11 protein-coding genes are annotated in these 17,345 nt (G+C 73.3%); all 11 read left to right on the forward strand.

What is annotated here, in order from left to right:
- Positions 1 to 149 precede the first annotated feature (149 nt).
- The 11 genes from RM572_RS06535 (at position 150) to RM572_RS06585 (ending at position 17,330) form a co-directional block, all read left to right on the forward strand.
- Positions 150 to 1,457 (forward strand): sensor histidine kinase, encoded by a 1,308-nt coding sequence (locus RM572_RS06535; RefSeq protein WP_311672329.1) that lies wholly within the window; start codon positions 150 to 152, stop codon positions 1,455 to 1,457.
- 113 nt (positions 1,458 to 1,570) lie between these two features.
- Positions 1,571 to 2,293: an alpha/beta fold hydrolase gene (locus RM572_RS06540; RefSeq protein ID WP_311672330.1), complete on the forward strand. Its 723-nt coding sequence runs from the start codon at positions 1,571 to 1,573 to the stop codon at positions 2,291 to 2,293.
- A 188-nt stretch (positions 2,294 to 2,481) separates the two neighbouring features.
- The gene (locus RM572_RS06545) at positions 2,482 to 4,257 is read left to right on the forward strand and encodes an acyl-CoA dehydrogenase family protein (RefSeq protein WP_311672331.1); all 1,776 of its coding nucleotides are present in this window, start codon (positions 2,482 to 2,484) and stop codon (positions 4,255 to 4,257) included.
- Positions 4,254 to 5,138, forward strand: a complete 885-nt coding sequence (locus RM572_RS06550; RefSeq protein ID WP_311672332.1) for a 4'-phosphopantetheinyl transferase family protein — start codon at positions 4,254 to 4,256, stop codon at positions 5,136 to 5,138. Before RM572_RS06545 ends, RM572_RS06550 begins: the two co-directional genes overlap by 4 nt.
- A gap of 205 nt (positions 5,139 to 5,343) precedes the next feature.
- On the forward strand, positions 5,344 to 5,604 hold the full coding sequence (locus tag RM572_RS06555) for an acyl carrier protein (protein ID WP_311672333.1): 261 nt from the start codon (positions 5,344 to 5,346) through the stop codon (positions 5,602 to 5,604).
- Positions 5,601 to 6,656: a 3-oxoacyl-ACP synthase III family protein gene (locus RM572_RS06560; protein ID WP_311672334.1), complete on the forward strand. Its 1,056-nt coding sequence runs from the start codon at positions 5,601 to 5,603 to the stop codon at positions 6,654 to 6,656. The genes RM572_RS06555 and RM572_RS06560 overlap by 4 nt, the downstream gene beginning before the upstream one ends.
- A complete protein-coding gene (locus RM572_RS06565; RefSeq protein WP_311672335.1) occupies positions 6,653 to 8,566 on the forward strand; it encodes an HAD-IIIC family phosphatase in 1,914 nt (637 codons plus the stop codon). Before RM572_RS06560 ends, RM572_RS06565 begins: the two co-directional genes overlap by 4 nt.
- A complete protein-coding gene (locus RM572_RS06570; RefSeq protein WP_311672336.1) occupies positions 8,556 to 8,864 on the forward strand; it encodes an acyl carrier protein in 309 nt (102 codons plus the stop codon). Before RM572_RS06565 ends, RM572_RS06570 begins: the two co-directional genes overlap by 11 nt.
- Positions 8,864 to 9,622 carry a 2-oxo acid dehydrogenase subunit E2 gene (locus RM572_RS06575; RefSeq protein ID WP_311672337.1) on the forward strand — a complete coding sequence of 253 codons (759 nt, stop codon included), beginning with the start codon at positions 8,864 to 8,866 and terminating at the stop codon, positions 9,620 to 9,622. Before RM572_RS06570 ends, RM572_RS06575 begins: the two co-directional genes overlap by 1 nt.
- Positions 9,619 to 10,950 (forward strand): FAD-dependent monooxygenase, encoded by a 1,332-nt coding sequence (locus RM572_RS06580; RefSeq protein WP_311672338.1) that lies wholly within the window; start codon positions 9,619 to 9,621, stop codon positions 10,948 to 10,950. Before RM572_RS06575 ends, RM572_RS06580 begins: the two co-directional genes overlap by 4 nt.
- Positions 10,947 to 17,330 carry a type I polyketide synthase gene (locus tag RM572_RS06585; RefSeq protein ID WP_311672339.1) on the forward strand — a complete coding sequence of 2,128 codons (6,384 nt, stop codon included), beginning with the start codon at positions 10,947 to 10,949 and terminating at the stop codon, positions 17,328 to 17,330. The genes RM572_RS06580 and RM572_RS06585 overlap by 4 nt, the downstream gene beginning before the upstream one ends.
- Positions 17,331 to 17,345: the final 15 nt, after the last annotated feature.

A 17,345-nucleotide genomic window follows, 5' to 3' on the forward strand; every position in this document is an offset into this window, starting at 1 on the left:
AACGCCACAAGTGAGGCGCACACGCGTCCTTCATGATTTCCTCACATCGCCGGGCGGGGAGTTGACACATCGACAGAGTCCGGATGCACTTTCCGTGCTTCGGAGAAGTCCACAGCGGTTGCCGCGCGTGTGCCCGGCCGGTCTCGACGATGTCCGGTGACCACGCGACCACCATGAGGGGGCTGGTGAACATGCGACGCGCCGACGACGGCGAGAGACCACCGGGAGCGAGACCCGCGGCCGCTCCGGCCGAGGAGCAACCGGGCCCGGATCTCTCCGCCGTCCGGTCCGCCGCTCCGAGCCCCAAGATCGCGTCGGTGCTCACCGCGGCGGTCTTCCTCGGCTACCTGTTCATGCAAGTCGTCAACATCCTGGCGGCGTCTTCCCACAACGGCTGGCAACTCGCCACCTGCCTGGTGCTGTTGCCGCTGCTGGTCGCCATTCAGTACCTGCACTCGGCACCGCGGGCGGAGCGTCTTCGTCGCCGGCTGGCACCCTGGTCGCTGGTCGTACAGGCGGCGGCCACCTTCGTGCCGTTCGTGGCGTTCGGCTGGCAATGGGGGGGCATGGCCGGCTTCCTGTCGGCCTCCCTGCTCCTGATGCTTCCCGCGGTGGTGGGCTGGTCGTTGTTCGCCCTGACCGTCACCGCGGTCGTCGCGGTGTCCACCGCGCACGCGATGACCTTCGTCGACATCGCCTACATGGGCGTCTCCACCACGCTGACCGGCCTGGTGCTCTTCGCGCTGGCACGGCTGGTCGCGGTGGCCGTCGCCATCCACGACTCGCGGGACGAGATCGCCCGCATGGCCGTGGCCCGCGAACGGCTGCGCTTCGCCCGCGACCTGCACGACCTGCTGGGTTACAGCCTCTCCTCCATCACCCTCAAGAACGAACTGATCCACCGGCTCATCGAGCACAACCCCCAGCGGGCCCGGGAAGAAGTGGCGGAGGTGCTGGACATCTCCCGCCAGGCGCTCTCGGACGTGCGCGAAGTCGCCCGGGGCTACCGCGACATGTCGCTGCTGGTGGAGGCGCATTCGGCGCGTTCGGTGCTCTCCGCCGCAGGCATCGACGCCCGCGTCGACGTCTCCTGCACCGGCTTGTCGTCGACGACCAACACCATCCTGGCAACCGTGCTCCGTGAGGGTGTCACGAACCTGCTGCGTCACAGTCAGCCGAAGAACTGCGCCATCCAGACCAGCACGGAGGAACTGGAAGGCTTCGTACGGCTCCACATCGTCAATGACGGTGTGGGCGCCGGCCGCGCCGTCGACATCGGCTCGGCCGGTCCGGGCACCGGTCTGCGCAATCTGGCCACACGCGTCGAGGCGGTGGGCGGAGAACTCCACGCGCGGAGCGCGGCCGGTGGACGGTTCCAGCTGTCCGTGCGGATTCCCGCCACGGCGCACGCGACGGAGGGACGCCCGGCCCGCCAGGTGACCGACCTCAGCGCCTGAACGCCCCGGCGCGCCGGCCCGCTTCGCGCACCCGCCGCCCCCACGGCTCGAACGAGACTCAAGTGGCGGGAGGAATGCTGGGCCGGCCACTCGTCGAACGGAGGAAGCAGGTGTTGCGGCTCACCCCCCACGTGCCGCCCGGAGAACCCCACCCGGTCTGGTGGAAGGCCGGTCTGGAAGCCGCACTTCCCCTGGTCGTCGTCGTCGGCGGTCCGCGCGGAGGTCTGCCGTCGCTGCTCACCCGGCTGGCCGGGAGAGGCTACGCGGTGGTCGCCAGCGAACTCCCCGGCGTCGCACCGGGCACACGGCCGTACGCGGCCGACTCCTGGCGGCTGCTGCCGGAACTCATCGACCGCTACGCCACGTCGGCCCCCCGCAGCGGTGTGCACGTGGTCGGTTTCGGCCTGGGCGGCCACCTGGCGCTCCGCGCCGCCGCGGCGGAACAGCGCATCGGGACGGTCCACACGGTGGGCGCGCCGGTGTCCGGACTCTTCACCGACCTGACGCGGTTGCTCACCCTTCCGGTCGGCGCCACCGACGTACTGGCCAGGGCGACCGGAGCCTCCGGGCGCGACATGCTCCGGCGACGGCTGGCCGGTCTCGCGGTGACCCCCGAGGAACTGCGGTCGGTGGCGGCGACCGTGCGCGTCGGGGTCGTCACGGACGATCCCCTGGTCCCGCCGCAGGATCTCGCGCTGCTCGACCTGCTGCTGGACCGGGCGGTGTTCCAGAAGCTGCGGGGCAGCGGCTCCGGGCCGGCTGCCCGGCCGCTGCGGCGGTGGCTGTCCGCGGGCCTGCCCAGGAGCCGCACCCGTGCGGCGACCGCACCACGGTGACGCGGCGGCGACCGCACGAGGGTTGACGCGGCCGGTGCCGCACGAGGTCGACGCGGCGACCGCGACGGCCGTCCAGGGGTGTCTCCAGCGGCGGTCGAGGGTTCCTCCAGCCCCGCTCACGACGGTGGGACCCCGCCCCTGTGGCGTGGAACCGCCGATACCAGCTCTCAGTCCTGGGGTGAGCCACCATGCACGACAACGAAGAGACCTTCACCGCACCGGTCGCCGACGACGGCGCGTTGCGGCAGGACCGCCTGGCCCGTCTCCGCTGCCGGATCGACGAGATCGAGGACGGTCTGGGCGACCCGTGGAACGCGGACAACCCCGTCGGGCTGGCCGCCGTGCTGGCCTCCGACGAGGCCGGGGAGATGTCGCCGCTCGGAGTGCGGCGGTTCCAGAGCCTCGGCGTCCCCGCGGAACTGGTGCCGACGACGCTCGGGGGCCGCATGGACGGCGTCGACCTCCTCGGGCCGGTGCTGCGTCCCTTCTTCCGGCGCGACCCGGCCCTCGCCTTCAGCCACGGGTTCACCCCGTTCATGGGGGCCCAGATGGTGTGGCTCAACGGAGCGGTGCAGCAGCAGATCCGCATGGCGAACGCCGTGCTGCGCGGCTCCACGGTCGGCGTGGCCTGCCAGCGGTTCGAGCACGAGAGCGAGTTCCACGCGCAGGAGTACCGGGCGGAATGGAGCGACGACGGCACCCTGCGGCTCAACGGCCGGAAAGGCGCCATCAACAACGCCCACACCGCGGAGTTGATCGTGGGGTTCGTCTCCACCGGTGACGGCGACTCCGACTACTCGATCCTCATGTTCGACCCGGCGTCGGTCCCGCCCGGCACGGTGCGCACCCTCGACCGGCATCGCACCACCGGCGTCCGCGGGCTGCAGGCGGCCGGGCTGGAGTTCGCCGACTGCCCTCTCCCCGGGGACTCCCTCGTCGGCACCTGGGGTGACGGGGTGGCGCTCAGCCTGCGCGCCTTCCCCGCGGTCCACGGAGTTTTCCCCGCCATGACGGTGGGCCTCGCCGACACCGCGCTGCGGGCAGCCGTACGCGCCGCCTCGGAACGAGCCGCAGGGCCGGGCGGGCTCGCGCGCGACGCCTCCGCCCGTTCGGCGCTGGCCGGCACCTTCGCGGATCTGCTCATCGCCGACTGCCTGTCCATGACGGCCTGCCGTTCGGTGCACCTCCAGCCGGACCAGTGCGACGTTCTCGCCGCCGTCACCAAGTACATCGTGCCCAAGATCGTCAGCGAATCGCTCTACGACCTCGCGGCGGTCATGGGGGACGCCTTCCACGCCGAGAGCGGCCCGGACGCCGTCTTCCGCAAGCAGCTGCGGGACCTGACGACCCTGACGTTCGGTCATGTCAGCAGCGCCATCTGCCAGTCCGTGATCGCCGCCTACCTCCCGGCACTCGCCGATCCGGCGCGCACACCCGCCGCGCCCCCGGCCGACCTGTTCCGGATCGAGGTGCCGCTGCCCGCCATGGACGGCGCGAGGCTGGCCCGGTTCGGCGGCGGCGACGGCCTGCTGCCCTATCTCGGCCAGGCCGTGCAACGGCTTCCCGAGGCTCTCACCGGCCACCCGCACGCGGCCGTGCTGTGCGCGCTGGCCGAGGGCCTGTGCGCGGAGGCGGACGGGATCCGGCGGGAGGCCGAGCACCTCGGCTCACCCGACGACGGCTTCCTGGTCGACAGCCACAGCTTTCCGCTCTCCGACCGCTACGCCCTGGTGACGGCGGCGTCGGCCTGTCTCGGCCTGTGGCTCAACGCCGGCGCCGGCCCCGACCCGTTCCTCGCCGAGCCGGGCTGGCTCGCGCTCGCGCTGCACCGGCTGCTGCGCCGGGTGGGCCGTCCGGTCCCGTCGCTGCCCCGGGAGATCGAGGCCGCGCTCTGCGAAGAGGTCCTGCGCCGGGTCGGCACCCCGCACAGCCTCGACCTGTTCAACACCAGGCTCGCCGGGTGACCGGCCCGGCGACGGACGGCACGCGTCCCCCGGGCGCGGCGGGAACAACGGCCCCCGGCTCAGCCTTCCCGCCGCCGTCGACCTACCTGCCCGCTCCCCGCGGCCCGTGGACGCAGCTGCTGCACGACCTGCACACCACCGGCACCGGCCTGGTGCACGCGTACCTGAGCGAATGGCGGAGCGAACTGCTGGAGGGGCGGGAACGCCGTGCCCTGCTGGGCCGCGACATGGAGCGCTACGAGAAGCTCGCCACCGCGCAGCTCCGCGAGCGTTTCCTGGCGACACGCATGCTGATCCGCTACACCGCGGCCGTCGCGCTCGGCGCCGAACCCGCGGCGCTGGAACTGCGCTACGGCCTGAACGGGCGGGTGCACCTGCGGGGTCACGACCAGATCGACGTGAGTCTCAGCCATACCGCGGACCTGCTGCTGTGCGGCATCACCTCGCTGGGCGTGATCGGTGTGGACACCGAACCGGCGGGGCGGAAGCTGAGCAGTCCGGACGTGGAACGGCTGATGTGCACCGAGCCGGAGAGGGAGCGGCTGGCACGGACCGCGCAGCCGGACCGCGACCGGGTGCTGCTGCACCTGTGGACCCTCAAGGAGGCCTACAGCAAGGCGCTCGGGCAGGGGCTGCGCTTCCCCTTCACCGAGTTCGGCTTCCGGCTCGACGACGAGGGCACCGCCCGGTTGGAGCGCTCGGACGGCACCCTCGTCCGGGACGGCACCTGGCGGTTCGGCACCCGCATCGTCCCCGGCGGTCACCTGGCGGCGCTGGCGCTGCAGGACACCCGCCGCAGTGAGCCGCCGGACACCCGGGCCGGCACCGCCGTCAACCGGCAGATCCTCGCCGCCATCACGGGTGCCTCCAGCTCCGGCTGACACGCGCGGGGGTTCCAGTCCGGCTCGAGAGCGCTGCGAGCCCGGGCCACCAGGGTGGCTTTCACCGGCCACACCGTCCCCGGACCGGGGGCGGCTGCGGGCGGAGGCGCCAGGGCCGGGACGACAGCGGTCACCCATCGCACGTCCCGGCCCGAGACCGCCCGGTGGGGCGGACGAACCGTCCTTGGTGAAGGGGAACCTGACGATGGCACTACTGACCCTCCCGGACCTGAGCCGGATCATGCTGGAGTTCCAGGACAACGGAGCCTCCGGCGCGTTCGACGACCGGTCGCTCGACGCCGCGTTCTGCGACCTGGGTCACGACTCGCTCTCGCTGCTGCAGACCGCCGGCCGGATCGAGCGCGAGTACGACGTGGTGCTCGACCGGTTCACGCTGGCCGCCGCCCACACGCCGCGCGCCTTCCTCGACGCGGTGAACGACCGTCTGACGGAGGTCGCGGCATGAGGCTCACCGGATTCTCGGAAGTACTCCCGGGCGAGCCGGTGACCAACCGGGACATGGCACGCCTCTTCGGCCTGCACGAGAAGTGGCTGGACCTGATGACCGGCAACCGCAGCCGGTACTTCTGCCGCACGGACTCCCCGCCGGGAGTGCCGCAGGGCACCGGCGACCTGGCGACCGAGGCCGCCACCCGAGCGCTGGCGGACGCCGGCACCGACGTGTCGTCGCTCGACTTCCTGGTGCTCTCCACGGCCTCTCCCGACCACCTGATGCCGGCCACCGTGAACCTCGTCGCCGACCGCATCGGCCTCAACGACGTCCCGACGTTCCAGCTCACCTCCGGCTGTGCCGGTGCCCTCACCGGCCTCTACACGGCACGCGCGCTGCTGGCCTCCGGGCTGCGGCGCGGCCTGGTGATCGGCGCCGACACCTGCCTCAACTTCTTCCCCTCCACCGGGGAGATCGAGTCGATGTCGCCGGCCGAGCTGATCAACTTCGCACTGTTCGGCGACGGCGCCGGCGCAGCCGTCGTCGAAGCGGACACCGACGGCCCGGGCCTCGTCGTCGAGCACCTCTTCCTGCGCACCACCGGAATGGGCCGTGCCCCCGCGCAGATCGCGCGGTGGTTCGGCACCGAGGGCGCACCGCAGGTGGAGGGCCCCGACGGGCCGGTGCGGCAGCCGTGGGGCGAGGAGGACTACAAGGCGATCGAGCACCACGTGCCCGAGCACGCCGAGACCATCTTCAAGGAACTCACCACGGCGACCGGCTGGTCACTGAGCGAGGTGGAGCACGTGCTGCTCCCCCAGCTCAACGGCGTGATGACGGACGGGATCCGCAAGCGGCTGGACGTGCGGCCGGAGCAGGCCGTCGACTGCGTCGCCGACACCGGCAACAACGGCAACGCCGTACCGTTCATCCAGCTGAACCGGGCGATGCAGCGGATCCGCTCCGGGCTCGGCGCGGAGGGGCGGCTCCTGGTCGCCAACGTCGAGTCGTCCAAGTGGATCCTCTCCGGGCTGGCCCTGCACCATCGGACGGGAGGGGCGTCGTGACCGGGGCCCCCGCGGTCGCCGAGGACGCCGCACGCGGCGGCCGGGACGTGCTGACGGCCCTGCGCGCCCTGAAGAAGTCGGGGCTCGAACGGGCCCCGGAAGAGGTGCCGCGCCTGCTGGGCGCACTCGACGACGTGCTCGACCGCGAGAGCGCCGGCGTGCTGCTGTCCGGACGAACGGCACGCGAAGCGCTGGCCGCCTCGGGCGCCTTCACGCCCGTCGCCGTCGGCGTCCTGTCGGGCTCGACGACGGACTCGGTGCCGCCCCTGCTGACCACCGCACTGCTGCGGGAGGGCGTGCAGCCGGACGTCGGGACGGTGCCGGGCTTCAATCAGTGGCGGTACGAGGTGCTCTCCGGCGCGCCCGTACTGCGGGAGCTGGCGCCGGCCGTCACCGGATGTCTGCTGGACGACTCGGCCGTCTTCGAGCGGGTGCGGGACCCGCTGGATGTGGCGGAGGTGGAGCAGCGCTGCGCCGAGTTCCCCGCGGAACTCGCCGACTGGCTCGCCGCGTGCGAACGGCACCTGCGCACCCTCGTGGTCCTCAACACGGTCCCCTTGCCGGCCCGCCGCCGGGACCGCTGGATCGACTACGCGGGCAAGGCCCGGGCGGAGGCGGCCTGGCAGCGGATGAACGCCGCGATCTCGGAGCTGGCCGCCGCCCGCCCCGGAGTCGTCGTGCTGTCCACGGAGAACCTGACGGAACGTGCGGGCTCCTGCGCGGCACCGCACCGGATGCGTCATCTGACGGGTCAGGCGTTCAGCCAGGAGTTCCTGGCCGCCTGGGCCGACGAGCTGTCCCGGGTGGTGCTGGCGCGCCTGGGCCGCGCCAGGAAATGCCTCGTCCTCGACCTCGACGACACGCTGTGGGCCGGGATCGTGGGCGACGACGGCGTCGCCGGTCTCCGGCTGGGCGGCCCGCACCCGGGCTCGGCGCACACCGAACTCCAGTCGCTGGCCGCGGACCTGCGCCGGCAGGGGGTGCTGCTCACCGTCTGCTCCAAGAACGACGACGCGGTGGCGCGGGAGGCCGTCGCCACCCACCCGGAGATGGTGCTCCGGCCGGACGACTTCGCCGCGTTCCACGCCGGCTGGAACCCGAAGCCGGACAACGTGGAACGCATCGCGGCCGACCTGAACATCGGCATCGACTCCATGGTGTTCGTGGACGACAACCCCGTCGAACGCGGCCTGATGCGACGGCGCCTGCCGCCCGTCGCCGTCGCCGAACTGCCCGTCGATCCGGCCGGGTACGCGGCCGCGGTCGCCGGCGCCGGCTGGTTCAACCAGCTCACCCTGACCGCCGAGGACCGCTCACGCGGCGATCTGTACCGGTCGCGTGCGCAGCGCGCCGAACTCCGCGAGTCCGCCGTGAGCGTCGAGGACTACCTGAGGGAGCTGGACTCGGAGGTCCTGGTCGAGGAGTACGGCGACCTCAACGGCCCTCGCATCGCGCAACTCTTCGGCCGCACCAACCAGTTCAACCTCACCGGAGCCCGGTACGCCGCCGGTGACCTGGCCCGGATGACCGCGGACGGCTCCGCCGCCTTCTTCGGCGTACGGGTCACCGACGCCTTCGGCGACAACGGCATGGTCGGCGCCCTGGCGCTGGCCCGGCAGCCGGACGGCGGCTGGCTGATCGACAACTTCGTGCTCTCCTGCCGGGTCTTCTCCCGCTCCATCGAACAGACGGTGGTCGGCCTGGTCCTGCGGGCGGCGAAGGCCGCGGGCGCCCCCGCCGTCCACGGACGGTTCGTGCCCTCCGCCAAGAACGCCCGGTGCGCCGGCTTCTACCCCGGCCTCGGATTCGCGGGTCGCGACGGCGCGTTCCGGCACGACCTCACCCACCTCGCCGACCTGCCCGACTGGCTGCGGGTCGGCTCCGGAGAAGGGACGTTCCATGCCCCCTGAGGGAACCACCCACACCACGCAGGCCCCGGCCCCGGACGGCCGTACTGCCGCCGCCGAACAGGCCGTGCGGGAGATCGTCGCCCAGCTGCTGGACGTGGACGAGGACGCGCTCGGCGCCCAGGAGCCGCTCGACGCGGTCGAGGGGTGGGACTCCGTCAACGCGCTGCGCCTCCTCGTGCATCTCGAACGCGATCTCGGCCGTCCGGTGGACTTCGAACGGTTCTCCGCCGCGCATACGGTGCGGGAACTGGCGGCCCTCGTGGTGGACGCGACGCCCACGGGCGAAGGCGCCGCGTGATGGCGGCCGTCACTTCGCCGCTGCCCGCGGCCCGTCGGCAGACCTACGTGTTCCTGGAGGACGCCCGCCGCACCGCGCACGTCCACCTCCTCGCGGACGTGGAGGCGACCGCCCTCGGGCGGGCGCGCGCTTCCGCGGGAAGACCGTTGTCCTACGTCAGCTTCGTGGTGAAGGCGGTCGCCGACGTGCTGGGCGGCTACCCCGAAGCCCGCGCCGTGCTCAGCGGCAGGCGACGTCCGCGGCTCACCGTCTCCGACGCGGTGCACGCCAAGGTGCTCTTCGACAAGACCGTCGACGGCAGGCGGTGCGTGGTCTCCGGCATCGTCCCGGACGTCCGGACCACCGGCCTGGACGACGTCCAGGCCGCGGTCGACGCCTACAAGCGGGCCGACGTCGACGCCGACGGCGGTCCGTTCGCCCGCATCCGCCGCCTGCAGCGGCTGCCGCTGCCGCTGATCCGGCTGCTCTACCGCGGCATGATGCGCGACCCGGTCCGCGCCGCCGGGCTCCAGGGCACCTTCGCGGTGACGTCCGTGGGCCACGAACCCGTCCGGGCCATCCTGCCGATGATCTCCGGAACTCTCGGGCTCGGCGTCGGCCAGGTGGCCGCGAGACCCGTGGTGCGCGACGGGACGGTCGTCGCCGCGCCCGTGTTCACCCTTTCACTCGTCTTCGATCACCGCGTCATCGACGGCGCGCTGGCCGCCGAAATCCTCGCCGGGGTCAAACACCGGCTGGAGAAGTGGGAGCAGGCATGACTCGACCCGACGACCGTCCGGCGCAGACCGCGGCACCGGAGGAGACGGACGTACTGATCATCGGCGGCGGCCCCGCCGGCTCGCTGCTGGCCTGCCTCCTCGCCCGGCGTGGCATACGCACGGTGCTGGTGGAGAAGCAGACGAACCTGGAGCGGAGCTTCCGCGGCGAGACGCTCGCCGCACCGTCCGTCACCTCGCTGCACAAGCTCGGCTTCGGTCCGGCCCTGCGCGCGCACGGATTCCTGGAGACCACCACGGTCACCACCGTGACCGAGGGGCGCCCGGTGCTGCACGTGGACTACCGCAGATTCCGCGACCAGCCGCTGCCCATCGACATTCCGCAACCCGCCCTGATCCGGATCTTCAACGACGCGGCCGAGGGCCTGCCCGGCTACGTGTACCTCTCCGGCTGGAGCTTCTCCTCCCTCATGGAGGAGGACGGCGCGGTGCGGGGCGCGGAGCTCGTCCGCGGCCGGGGAAGCACCGCAGAACGTACCCGGGTCCGGGCCCGCCTGGTCGTGGGGGCGGACGGACGCTTCTCCAAGGTGCGCAAGGCTTCCGGACTGCCCGCGGACATCGAGCCGATGGCCCGGGACTTCCTGTCCTTCAAGCTGCCCCGCCCGCCGGAGTGGGGCCAGGACGCGCAGCTCATCGTCGACCACGACAGGCACCTGGTGGTGCTGCCCACCTTCCCGGACTCGCTGCGCATCGGGCACAACCTGCCCAAGCGTGGTCTCGCCACTCTGCGCCGGGCCGGCTTCGCCGCGTTCCGGGACGGCATCGCCGCCCTCTCGCCGGCTCTCGCACCCCTGGTCCGTGAGCACCTGCTCTCCTGGGACGACACGTCGTTCCTGGAGATCTTCACCGCCGAGATGGAGCAGTGGGCACGGGACGGCCTGCTGCTCATCGGCGACGCCTCGCACACCGCCACTCCGATCCTGGGCCAGGGCGTGAACCTCGCGATGCAGGACGCGATCACCCTCGTCCCCGTGCTCGTCGCGGCACTGGACGCCGGCGCCGGCCGGCAGCCGGTCGGCGCCGGCGAACTGGCCGACTTCGTCGCCGGTCGCCGTGCACACAAGATGCACGTCACACGGTTCCAGCGCATGCAGGAGAGCCAGCTGGCGGTCAGCAGCCCGCGCGGCGTGCGCGTCCGGCGGTTGCGCTACCGGCTGCTCAACGCCTTCCCCGGCAAGTACCGGATCTTCGACAAGGTGATCAACGCGCAGCACCCGGTCGACCCCGTCGACCTGTCTCTCGCCCAGGCCGCCCTCTCCCCCGGGAGCCGCGCGGACGGCGCTTCCACGCAAGCCGAGGTGGCCCCATGACCGAGCACCCCGCACGCCCGACGACCGACACCGTCGACACCGTCGACCCCTCCGACGCCGTCGACGACCCCACCCGGCTGATCGCCGTCGTGGGGATGGCCGGCCGGTTCCCCGGCGCACCCGACGTGGACCGCTACTGGGAGTTGCTGACCGCCGGCGAGGAAGCCGTGCGGCCGATCCCCCCGGACCGCTGGGACACCTCCGCACAGCTCGACCCGGTGAAGAAGATCCCCGGCGTCGCCGCGCTCCTCGACGATCTCGACCTGTTCGACCCCGGCTTCTTCGGCATCTCGCCGCGCGAGGCGGAGGACATCGACCCGCAGCAGCGCCTGATGCTGGAGACGGGATGGAGCGCTCTGGAGAACGCCGGCGTGCCCGCGGAAAGCGTGCGGGGCTCCCGGACCGGGGTCTACGTCGGCGCGCTGTGGCACGACTACGCCCTCGCCCGCAAGGAACGCGGCGTGGCCACCACCCAGCACACCGCGGTGGGCAACGCACTGGACGTCATCGCCTCGCGGCTTTCCTACTCGCTGGGCCTGCGCGGGCCGAGCCTCGTCGTGGAGACCGGCTGTTCCTCCGGACTGGTCGGCGTGCACCTCGCGGCCGGAGCCCTGCGCTCCGGGGAGATCGACGGCGCTCTCGTCGGCGGAGTCAACCTGATCCTGACGCCCGACATGTCCATCGGCCTCACCCACTTCGGCGGCCTGTCCCCCGACGGGCACTGCCGCGCGTTCTCCGCACAGGCCAACGGCTTCGTACGGGGCGAGGGCGCCATCGCCGTGTACCTCAAGCGGCTCGACCGCGCGCTGGCGGACGGCGACCGCGTCCAGGGCGTGCTGGTGGCGACGGCGGCGAACAACGACGGCGGCGGGCACAGCCTGGTCTCCCCCAACGTCGAGGCGCAGAAGGAACTGTTGCGCCAGGTGTACGCCGACGCCGGTGTGCCGATGAACAGACTCGCCTACGTGGAGGCGCACGGCACCGGCACCCTGCGCGGCGACCCCATCGAGGCGGAGGCGCTCGGACGCACGCTGGGCGCCGCACGTCCTGCGGACGCCGGCCCCCTGCTCATCGGGTCGGTGAAGACCAACATCGGCCATCTGGAGGCCGCCGCCGGACTGGCGGGTCTGGTCAAGACGGTGCTGACGCTCCGGCACCGCACCGTGCCGGCGAGCCTGCACGCGGACGAGACGAACCCGAACATCCCCTTCGACGAGCTGAACCTGAAGGTGGCGACGCAGCAGGCCACCCTGCGGGCGGACGGGCCGGTGTACGCGGGCGTCAACTCCTTCGGCTGGGGTGGCACCAACGCGCACGTCGTGCTCCGCACCCCTCCCGCTCCGGCCGGACCCGCCGCGACGGCGACGTCCGACCGGCCGACCGCCCTGCTGCTCCCCCTGTCCGCGCACAACGAGGCGGCGCTGCGCGACCGTGCCCGGGCACTCCTTCCGGTGCTGCCGGACGACGACGGCGCCGGCACCACGGGCGACCACGCGGCTGCCGTGGCGGGCACGCTGGCCTGGGAACGCGACCACTTCCCGCTGCGCGCGGCGGTGACCGCTCCCGACCCCGCGACGCTCCGCGAACGGCTCGGACTCTTCGCCGAGGACCCGACGGCGGAGATACCCGGTGTCGTCACCGGCCGTGCCGAGCAGCCGGGACGGGTGGCGTTCGTCCTCCCGGGCCAGGGGTCGCAGTGGGCCGGCATGGGCCGTCGGCTGTACGCCGAGTCGCCGCTCTTCGCCGAGGTCGTCGCTCGCTGCGCGACGGCGCTGGAGCCGCACTTCGCCGGTGACCTGACGGCCATCGTCTCCGGGGAGGCCGGCGACGGCTGGCTGGAACGGGCCGACCTCATCCAGCCCACGTTGTGGGCCATGTCCCTCGGGCTGGCGGAGCTGTGGCGTGCCGCCGGCGTGGAACCCGACGTGGTGATCGGCCACAGCCAGGGCGAGGTCACCGCCGCGACGATCGCCGGCCTGCTGAGCTACGAGGACGGGGCGCGGATCATCGCACGACGCAGTGCGCTGGCCACCCGGGCAGCCGGCCGGGGCCGGATGCTCGCCGTCGACCTGGGCCTGGAGGACGCCCGCAAGGCTCTCGACGGATTCGAGGACGTGGTGTCGCTCGCCGTCAACAACGGCCCCTCCTCCTGCGTGCTGTCGGGCGACGGCGACGCGGTCCTGATGCTGCGCGAACTGCTGGAGGCCGACGGGACGTTCTGCCGCCTGGTCAACGTGGACTACGCCTCGCACTGCCACCACATGGACGAACTCACCGACGAACTGATCGAGGAGCTGCGCCCGCTGGCCCCCCGTTCGTCCGGCACCGCGATGATGTCCACGGTGCGGGTGCGGGAGATGGCGGGCGAGGAACTCGACGCCGCGTACTGGGCCGCCAACCTGCGGCAGCCGGTGCTGTTCGCCGACGCCATGGGGAAGCTCTTCGACTCCGGCGTGACACACGTCGTGGAGATCAGCCCCCACCCGGTCCTCACCCCCGCCCTGGAGCAGCTCGCCGCCACGCGCGAGACCCCGGTCACGGTGCTGCCGACGCTGCGCCGTGACGAAGGCTCCCTCGCCGACCTCACCTTGAGCCTCGCGCGCGCCTACGCGGGCGGGCTGCGCCCGTTCGGCGGGCTCCCCCGACGCCCCGGCGCGGCTGTTCCCGGGTACCCGTGGCAGCGTCAGCGGTACTGGCTGCCCGCGGCGCGCCGCCGCAGCGCCGGCCCGGGCGGTCTGGCCTTCGCCTTCACCCCGGCCACCGCCGAGCAGGACGTGCACGAGGGCCGCACGGAGCTGTCCCTCGACGAACTGCCGTGGCTCCGCGACCACCGGGTGCACGACGCGGTGGTGGTGCCCGGCGCCGCGATGCTGGCGCTGGCGGTGTCCGCCGCCCGCACCCGTACCGGCCGGTGCCCCGGCGCCCTGCACGACGTACGGTTCCGCAGCGATCTCACCCTCGCCGACGAGCCGGTCGCCCTGTGCGCCACCTCGCGCGAGGACGGCGCGGAAGCCGTGTTCACCCTGCGGTCGCTGCAGCCGGGCGCGGAGTCGTGGACGCGGCACGCCACCGCCCGTATCGGCGGACCGGCCGGAACGGGCCTGCCGGACTTCCCGCAGGCGCTGCTCGAAGTCCCCCCGGACACCGCCGAGGACTTCTACGCCGCCTGCGCCGCCCGGGGGCTGCACTACGGCCCGGCGTTCCAGGGGGTGCAGGCCCTGCACCGGGACGAGGACGGCCACCAGGTACTGGCCGACGTGCGCCTGCCGGAGCGTTGCCGCGCCGGAGTGCGCCCCGGCGAGCTCCACGCGGCGCTGTGGGACGCGGCGCTGCAGGTGAGCCTCGCCCTGGTGCCGGAGGGAGACACCGTCGTCCCGGTCGCCGTCCGGCGCATCGACTTCGCCGTCGGTCCGGAGGAGGTGGTGACCGGCGTGTGGTCGCACGCCGTACGGACCGCCGACGGACGCTACGACCTCGTCTGCTACGACGCCGAGAGCCGCCGACCGCTGCTGCGGATGGCGGGCCTCGCCTTCCAGACCATCGAGGACGCCGAAGCGGACGCCGTCGACACCACCCGCCTGCACCGGTTCGCCTTCCGGCCCGCGGACGACGAGCAGGACGCTCCGCCGCGTTCCTCGGCCCCCGGCATCACCCGCTGGACGGTCTGCGTGGTCCCGGACGCGGCGGCCGGACCGAGCGGGACGGTGGACGCGGCGGCCGCGACCGGCGCGGGAGCGGATCTGGTCGCCGCGCTCGACCGGCTGGGGGCCACGGCCGCAGTCGTGCCCGCCCCGGCGCTCACAGACGCCGACACGGTCGCCGCGCTGCTCACCGGGGAGGACGACGGGCAGCGCGCCGGTGTGGCCTTCGTGGCCCCGGGCGCCGGCCACGGCCTGGCCGCACAGCGGGACGGGTTGCTGTCCCTCACCGCCGTCGCCCGGGCGGCCGCCGCGCTGCCGGTGCCGCCCGCCGTGGCCATGGTCACCGACGGCGCTCAGGCCGTGGTGCCCGGGGAGATCCCCGACCCGGGCGCGGCCCTGTACTGGGGCTTCGGCCGCGTGCTGCGCCGCGAGCACCCCGAACTCGGCACCGCGCTGGTGGACGTGCGCACCGGCGTCGACGGCTGGGCCGAAGCGTGCGCCCGGCAGCTCCTCGGCGGGGACGGCGAGGACCAGACCGCGCTGCGCGGCACCGACCGGTTCGCCGGGCGACTGGTGCGGGGCGAGCAGCAGGACGACGACGGCCCGGCCTGGGCCGGCCCCCCGCAGCCCTTCCGGCTCCGTCCGCACGGGTCCGGCCTCTGGGAGGAGCTGGCGTTCCGCCCGCAGCCGCGTACCGCACCGGCCGCCGGGCTGGTCGAGGTGCAGGTCACCGCGGCGGGGCTGAACTTCATCGACGTGATGAAGGCGATGGGCACCTACCCCGACCGGTCCGCCGGCGCCGACCTGCTCGGCGGCGAGTGTGCCGGTGTGGTCAGCGCGGTGGGCCCGGAGGTGACGGGCCTCGCGGTCGGCGACCGTGTCGTCGCCTGCGGCTTCGGCACGGTCGCCTCCCACGTGACCGTCCGGGCGGAACACGTCGCCCCCGTGCCGGAGCACCTGACGGACGTCCAGGCCGCCGGACTGCCGCTGGTCACGACCACCGCCTGGTACGCCCTGGCCGACCAGGCCCGCCTGGAGGCCGGGGAGACGGTGCTGGTGCACTCCGCCGCGGGCGGCCTCGGACTGGCCGCGGTGCACGCCGCCCGCGCGCTGGGCGCCACGGTCATCGCCACGGCGGGAACCGAGGAGAAGCGCGCCTATCTGCGGGACCGGGGCGTCGAACACGTCCTGGACTCCCGAGACCTCTCCTGGGCCGCGGCGGTGGAGCGCATCACCGGTGGCCGCGGCGTCGACGTCGTCCTCAACTCGCTGTCCGGCGCCGCGATGGAACACGGGCTGGCGGCACTCGCCGAGGACGGCCGCTTCGTCGAGGTGGGCAAACGGGACATCTACGCGGCGCGGACCGTGAGCCTGGAGGTCTTCGCCAAGGGCATCTCGTTCTCCGCCGTCGATATCGCCGGGCTGCTGACCCGGCGCCCCGCGCGGTTCGCCAGGCTGCTGCGGGAGGTGTGGCAGCGGGTCGGAGACGGCACCCTGCCGCCGCTGCCGGTCACCGAGCACGCGTTCCGCGACGCGGGCGAGACCCTGCGCACCATGGCGCGCGGCGAGCACATCGGCAAGCTGGTGCTGACGGGACCGGAACGCGTGCGGGAGATCGTCCCCGAACCGCTGTCCGGCGGCCGGCTCCGGCCGGACGCCACCTACCTGATCACCGGTGGCCTGGGCGCCCTGGGCCTCTCACTGGCCGAGCACCTGGCAGACCGTGGAGCGGGCAGCCTGGCGCTCCTCGGCCGCTCCGCTCCGGCCGAGGCCGCGCAGCGGCGCATCGACGCCCTGCGGGAGGGCGGCACCCAGGTCACGGTGCACGCCGCCGACGTCGGCGACCGTGCGGCGCTCGCCGGGACCCTGGACCGCCTGCGGCACGAACTCCCGCCGCTGCGCGGCGTCTTCCACGCCGCGGGCGTACTGGACGACGCGGTGGTCGGCAACCTGACGGCGCCCCAGGTGCGGAAGGTGCTGGCCCCGAAGGTGGACGGCGCACGTCACCTGGACGCGCTCACCGCCGAGGACCCGCTGGACCTGTTCGTGCTGTTCTCCTCGGTCGCCGGCCTGGTCGGCAACCCCGGACAGGCGGCGTACGCGGCGGGCAACACCTACCTGGACGCGCTCGCCGTCGCGCGCAGGCGGCGGGGCCTGCCGGCGCTCGCCGTGCAGTGGGGGCCGTTCGCCGACATCGGGCTCGCGGCCGACGAGTCGATCCGCGGCGCCCGCCTGGCCGATCACGGCATGGCCGGCTTCACCGCGGAGGAGGCGTGGCAGGCGCTGGACCATCTGCTGGGGCGGCCGGGGCAGGTCGTGAGCTACGTGCCGCTGGACGCGCGGCACTGGTTCGACGCCTACCCGGAGACCGCGGCGCAGCCGAGCTGGCAGGTGATGGCCCGGCTGGCGCAGGACGGCGGAGGCGCGGCGCACGGCGGTGAGGAGTTCCTCGCGGGGCTGCGGCGCGCCCCCGAGGAGGACCGGCCGCGGCTGGTGGAGAGCAAGGTCCGGGAGCTGGCGGGGCGGGTGCTGCGGCTCCAGGCGGACTCCATCGACCGTGAAGCACCTTTCAAGTCACTCGGGCTGGACTCGTTGATGAGCCTCGAACTGCGCAACCGGCTGGAGACCGCATTCGGGCTGAAGCTCTCGCCCACGCTGCTGTGGACCTACGGCAGCACGGCGGCGCTCTCGGGAATGCTCACCGGTCTCTGCGCCGGAACCGAGAACGCCCACCCCTGAGGCGGCTGCCGGAAG

This window comes from Streptomyces hazeniae (assembly GCF_031845485.1).
Taxonomy (GTDB): domain Bacteria; phylum Actinomycetota; class Actinomycetes; order Streptomycetales; family Streptomycetaceae; genus Streptomyces; species Streptomyces hazeniae.

Bases quoted from the DNA above. Each gene is read 5' to 3' on its own strand.
- RM572_RS06555 (WP_311672333.1), top strand. From the start codon at position 5,344: ATGGCACTACTGACCCTCCCGGACCTGAGCCGGATCATGCTGGAGTTC.
- RM572_RS06560 (WP_311672334.1), top strand. From the start codon at position 5,601: ATGAGGCTCACCGGATTCTCGGAAGTACTCCCGGGCGAGCCGGTGACC.
- RM572_RS06545 (WP_311672331.1), top strand. From the start codon at position 2,482: ATGCACGACAACGAAGAGACCTTCACCGCACCGGTCGCCGACGACGGC.
- RM572_RS06580 (WP_311672338.1), top strand. From the start codon at position 9,619: ATGACTCGACCCGACGACCGTCCGGCGCAGACCGCGGCACCGGAGGAG.
- RM572_RS06575 (WP_311672337.1), top strand. From the start codon at position 8,864: ATGGCGGCCGTCACTTCGCCGCTGCCCGCGGCCCGTCGGCAGACCTAC.
- RM572_RS06570 (WP_311672336.1), top strand. From the start codon at position 8,556: ATGCCCCCTGAGGGAACCACCCACACCACGCAGGCCCCGGCCCCGGAC.
- RM572_RS06535 (WP_311672329.1), top strand. From the start codon at position 150: ATGTCCGGTGACCACGCGACCACCATGAGGGGGCTGGTGAACATGCGA.
- RM572_RS06585 (WP_311672339.1), top strand. From the start codon at position 10,947: ATGACCGAGCACCCCGCACGCCCGACGACCGACACCGTCGACACCGTC.